Genomic DNA, 5524 nt, shown 5'->3' on the forward strand with positions numbered 1-5524 from the left:
GGGTGGAACGCGGGCGCCGTGGCGCGGGTGCTCGCGCTGCAAGGCCTGCTTGGCGCGCTGGGCACGGGCCTTGCCGGCTTTGCCCTGCGCCATGTCCGCGCGGTGCGGTTGCTGGCGCTGTCGCTGTTGGCCACGGCGTTGGGCATGGGCGCCCTGGCTCAAGGCGGTGCGCTGATGGTCAACTGGGGCTTTGTGCCGCTGTTCGGCGTGGGCTCGGCCCTTGTCGCCATGGCGGTCACGGTACTGCTTATGGACTGGTTCGGGCACGAAACCGGCACGGCCGGCCTGGCGCTATGCTGGACGCTCGCCGGCCTTGCCGCGTTAGGGCCGGGCCTGGCCGGGGTACTGGCGCAGTGGACCGGCAGCTATGCCGGCGCGATATGGCTGCTGGGCGCGTCATGCGTGCCAGTGGCAGTGGCGGCGGGGGGCTTGCACCGTGCCAAACCTATAGAGACCCCGTCATCACGGGCTTGACCCGGGATCCCGCTTTTCTGTCTTCGTCCGCGAAAAGAAGCGGGACCCCGGATCAAGTCCGGGGTGACGGTTAGGCAATGCCTGTTTGTCTGGTTTTCGATCTCTGACCTGCCAACAAAACAGCCCGGCGGATCGCTCCACCGGGCTGTTTTTGTGCGCCAAAAATTGGTTCAGGAAATCAGCCGCGGCACTGCCATGCCGCGCACATCGAAATGCGCATCGGGATGTTCGGCCGCGCCATCGCGCGGGGCGGCACGGTGCTGCACCACGCCGTTCTTGCCAAAGCCTTCGACCACCGGGCGCGCGCCCTTGCTCGACAGCCACAGGCGCAGCAGGTGGCGCTTGCGCTGCGGTTCGGGCCAATCCCAGAACGTGGTGCGGGCGTGCAGCGCGGCATAGTTTGACAGCCACTGGATATCGCCGGGCCGGAAATCCATCTCGATCGCCATGCCGTCTTCATAGGTGATCTCGTCGAACAGGCGCAGCACCTCGATCTGGTCGGCGGTCAACTGCGGCACGCCGGGATATTCCTGCGCGGTGAGGATATAAAGCGAACCGGCATACATGCTGAACACGCCATCCTTCAGGCTGACGATCGGCGAGGTATAGGTATCGGCCGGCGCTTCATGATCCTGGCGGCGCCAGTCCCAGTGGAACGGCTCGAACAGCAGGGGCGCGAGATCGGGGCGGCGGCGCAGGATCTCGTTGTAGATTTCCGCGCCCGAAACCAGGCACGAAAGCCCCCCTTCCCGCGCTCCGCGCAGACACATCAGCGCGACGATATCCGAACTGTCAGAGTGATAGACCAACTTGTCGCGCACTTTGGATGACAGGGCAGTGGGATCGTCCATAGTCTTGTCAGACGTGGCATAGACATGGTCGATCAGGTCGCCCATCTCGTTCTGACGGATGGGATCGCCCATGTGCAGGCCAAGAATGTAATAGATCGCACAGGACAGCGCATCGGAATAGAGTTCTGCACGCAGGCCCCGCACCAGCACGAAGCCGCGCCCGAAATCCACTTCCTGACGCCATTCCTCGCAAGCCTGGGCAGTTTCCACCAGCGGATAGTCCTGCGCCTGCACCGTGCGCAGATCGGGATCGTCGGCCATGAAGCGCGCGCCCAGCGTTTCCAGTTCGGCAATCTGCGCAGCCGACAGTTCAAAGACCCAGTCCTGTCCCTGGCTCAGCCGGTCGCCACGCCAGGCGGCGCGGCTGGTGATGGGGGATAGCACGGGGGCGGAAGGCGTGATCACGGACAAGGCTTGGTTCCTTTGCAGCGGCGCGAAAGCATCTGACGAAAAAGCATGTGCCATCATGCACTGCGCCATGTCTTGACCTGGCGCGCAAGAGATTTGGACCGGCACCGCCCGCGTCATCCGACATCATCGGTCCTTTGGGCACCTTGCATCGCAACATGGGGCTTGCTGCATCGCGGATCGGTCAACTATTCGTGCGTTGCCACGCAAGACCGCAGGGCGGTTGAACACCGATGCTGGGGCACGACAAAAAGGCCGGCCATAACGAAGGCCAGGTTCAGGGAGAACATACAGCCGGGAGGCTGTCTGAAAGCGATGAAAAGCATTTCTCGAGGGGGGAAACCCATGCGCCCGTCATCCGTCCTGCTCACTGCCACTGCATCGCTCCTGGCGCTTGCCGCCACCTCTGCCCGCGCCGCCGATGCGGCCAGCGCCCCCGCCGCCGAAACGGCACCTGCGCCGGCCGCCGATCCGATGGTCGACGCCGATGGCAGCCCGCTCGGCACCATCGTGGTCAACGGTGAAAAGCGGGAAGTGAACCTGCAAACCGCACCGATCGCGATCAGCACCGTTTCGGCCGACGCGCTGCGCCAGCGCAACGCAACCGAGCTGGCCGATCTCAACGGCTTCGTTCCCGGCCTCACCGTGACCAAGAGCGAGGGCAACGAACGCGTCATCGCCATTCGCGGCGTCGGCTATGAAACCGCACAGAACCCCAATTCGCAGCCCGGCGTCGCGTTTCATATCGACGGGGTCTATATCGCCCACGTCGTCGCGCTGAACCAGGATCTGCTCGATGTGGATCACGTGGAAGTGCTGCGCGGCCCGCAAGGCACGGTGTTCGGCCAGACGTCTACCGGCGGCGCGGTCAACGTGATCACGCGCAAGCCCGTGCTCGGCGAATATACCGGCGAAGCGCAGCTCAGCTATGGCAACTACAACTATGTGCGCGCCATGGGCACCTTGAACGTGCCGATTGCCGAAACGCTGGCCCTGCGGGGCACGGTGCAATACCTGCGCCATGATGGCTATGGCTATGCCGTGGGCGTGCCCGGCTATGCCAAGTATCCGCTCGACGATGCCAACAATATCGGCGGCCACGTCTCGCTGCTGTGGCAGCCCAGCCCCGATACCAGCGTGACGCTTTCGGCCCAGTCGTTTGATGCCAGCCACAATGCGGCGCTGCAAAAGTGCCTGCTGTGCAGCACCGATCCGGCCGCCGGCAGCACCACCTACATCGCCGATCCCAATGCCGATCCCCGCGTGGTCAGCCAGGATTTCGGCGGCAAGTACGTAACGAAAACGCGCATGGCCTATCTTTCGATCGCGCAGACGATCGATGACAAGGTCGTGCTCAAGTCGGTGACGGCCTACCAGTATCTCAACAAGAACCAGTCGGGTGACAACGACCGCTTCATCTATGCCAACTATCACGACAACATCGTCAAGTGGCAGGACATGAGCAGCACCTGGACGCAGGAAATCTCTGCCTCGTCCACGCCCAACAAGTCGCTCGAATGGGTCGTCGGCGGGTTCTACCTGCGCCAACACGCGCTGCAGAACATCATGGAATACACCACGGGCGGCTTTTCCATCGATCCGGCCACCGGCCAGGCCGTGTCGTTCCAGACCGACAGCCCCTATCAGCACACCTCGTGGGCCGGGTATGGCCAGGCGATCTTCCACGCTACCGACGCACTCGATCTGATCGCCGGCGCGCGGTATAGCTGGGACAAGATCTCGGCCCAGCCGGTGCAGTATTTCGCCACCGTGCCCGAACGCATCGCCACCAGCGATGCGCTGACCGGCAAGGTCAGCGTGCAATACCAGGTCACGCCCACCAACATGCTCTATGTGACCGGGTCAAAGGGCTACAAGCCCAGCGGCGTCACGTTCGCGGGCAATTCGATCTTCGTAAAGAGCACCTACGCCAAGGAAACCGTCTGGGCGGCCGAAGTGGGTTCGAAGAACGAGTTCTTCGACAAGACCCTGCGCCTCAACGTGGCGGGCTATTACTACTGGTACAAGGATTTCCAGTTCACTGCCGAAGACCCGGTGCCCTTTGCCGGCGGCACAGCCAACATTCCGCGTGCGCAGACCTATGGCGTGGAGTTCGAAACCACCTGGGCGCCGACCAAGCAACTGCGCTTTGACGGCACCCTCGCGCTGGCCGAAGGCAAGTTCCACGGCGACTACTACACGATCGACAAGCAGACCGCGCAGGATATCCGCGCCACGACCTATGCTGCGCTGGGTTATCCCGCCGGGTGGTATTACGATCCGCGCGTGATTGCAGCGGTGATCGCCGCGTCCACGAACACCAACGGCAAGAAGATCCCCAAGCTGCCGGGTGTGCAGGGCAGCTTTGCCGCGACCTATACCGCGCCGGTTGGCCCAGGCGAGCTGATGCTGCGCGGCGAAGTGATCTATCGCGGCAAGTTCAACTCGCGCATCTTCAACGTGCCGCAGTTCGATACCGTGCCGTCCTACACCATCGGCAACCTGATGATCCAGTATCAGCCCGATGCCTCGCCGTTCACGTTCTCGGTCACGGGCACCAACATCACCGACAAGGCCGGGGTCAGCAACAAGTTCGCCGATCCTTATGGTTCGGGCACCACCAGCGTGGAATACATTCCGCCGCGCCAAGTGTTTGCCACGGTCGGCTACAAGTTCTAAGACGCGTCGTTTCCACCTTGCCGGCAGCGCGGTTCACACACCGCGCTGCCGTTTTTTTGTGCGGGTGGACTGTAGGTTACAACCTCAAACCATCGTCACACCGGATCAAGTCCGGGGTGACGAGTTGGTTCAGATAAGACCGAGGATCGCTCAGTCGATCAGGCGGTGCACTTCGCGCACAAAGGCCTTGGCTGCCTTGGCGACGTCTTCCGCGCTGCGCCCGGCCTTGTAGAGCGCCGAGCCCAGGCCGCCACCGGCCGCACCCGCTGCCATCCAGTCTGACAGGTTTTCCGGCGTGACGCCGCCCACGGCCAGCACCGGCACATGGCGCGGGATCACTGCCAGTTGCGCCTTGAGCACGGCGGGGCTGGCGGCCTCAGCGGGAAACAGCTTGAGACCGTGGGCGCCGGCGTCGAGCGCGGCAAAGGCCTCGGTCGGCGTGGCATAGCCGGGCAGCGACACCATGTCGTGCGCCACGCTGCGCGCGATCACTGCCGGGTTGACGTTGGGCGAAACCACCAGTGTGCCGCCGGCATCGCGCACCGCATCCACCTGGTCCACATTGAGCACGGTGCCCGCCCCAACCAGCACGTTGCTGCCATAGCGGTGGGCGATCTTCTCGATCGACACCAGCGGATCGGGCGAATTGAGCGGCACTTCGATCATGGCAAAGCCGGCCTCCACCAGAACATCGGCCATGGCCTCGATCTCGTCAGGGCGCACCCCGCGCAGGATCGCCACGAGCGGGCAATGGCGCATGGCCTGGGCGAAACGATCGGCGGCGGTGTGGTCAGCGGTCACGAACAAGGCTCCAGATCTGGGCGATGCCGGCAACGAACGCGGCATGGCTGTCAACAAGGTGGGCGCGGCCGCCGCATTGGGCAATGGCAGCGGTGTAAAGCGCGCCGAGCATCGGATCGGCAAGGAGATAGACATCGCTGCCCGCGGTTACGCCTGCCCCGCGCACATCGCTGCCGATGAGCAGGCCCGAGGCGTGCGCAGCGCTGTCTTCCACCGCGCGCAGGCCCAGCAGGGCCGCTGCCCGCACGCCGAACAGCGCCGTCAGCAAGGCTGGGTCGGCGCTGGCTGCTACCCCGGCGCGGAACGCCGGG

4 protein-coding genes and 1 pseudogene are annotated in these 5524 nt (G+C 64.0%); 2 read left to right on the top strand and 3 right to left on the bottom strand.

Annotated elements, in window-relative coordinates; translation table 11 throughout:
• A pseudogene (locus tag H926_RS33000) lies at positions 1 to 474 on the top strand (hypothetical protein); the annotation flags it as partial.
• Between the two features lie 170 nt (positions 475 to 644).
• Here H926_RS33000 and H926_RS0105165 read toward each other — a convergent pair.
• Positions 645 to 1730, bottom strand: a complete 1086-nt coding sequence (locus H926_RS0105165; protein ID WP_237740976.1) for a TauD/TfdA family dioxygenase — start codon at positions 1728 to 1730, stop codon at positions 645 to 647.
• A gap of 348 nt (positions 1731 to 2078) precedes the next feature.
• Between H926_RS0105165 and H926_RS0105170 the strand changes: the two genes are divergently transcribed.
• Positions 2079 to 4412 (top strand): TonB-dependent receptor, encoded by a 2334-nt coding sequence (locus H926_RS0105170; RefSeq protein ID WP_022675366.1) that lies wholly within the window; start codon positions 2079 to 2081, stop codon positions 4410 to 4412.
• 150 nt (positions 4413 to 4562) lie between these two features.
• Here H926_RS0105170 and H926_RS0105175 read toward each other — a convergent pair whose 3' ends face one another.
• Both H926_RS0105175 and H926_RS0105180 read right to left on the bottom strand, forming a co-directional pair.
• Positions 4563 to 5171, bottom strand: coding sequence for a 2-dehydro-3-deoxy-6-phosphogalactonate aldolase (locus H926_RS0105175; protein WP_028657614.1), 609 nt, complete (start codon positions 5169 to 5171; stop codon positions 4563 to 4565).
• A gap of 31 nt (positions 5172 to 5202) precedes the next feature.
• On the bottom strand, positions 5203 to 5524 hold a 322-nt coding region (locus H926_RS0105180), incomplete at its 5' end, for a 2-dehydro-3-deoxygalactonokinase (RefSeq protein ID WP_022675368.1).

The sequence above is a fragment of the Novosphingobium sp. B-7 genome (genome assembly GCF_000410615.1).
GTDB lineage: Bacteria > Pseudomonadota > Alphaproteobacteria > Sphingomonadales > Sphingomonadaceae > Novosphingobium > Novosphingobium capsulatum.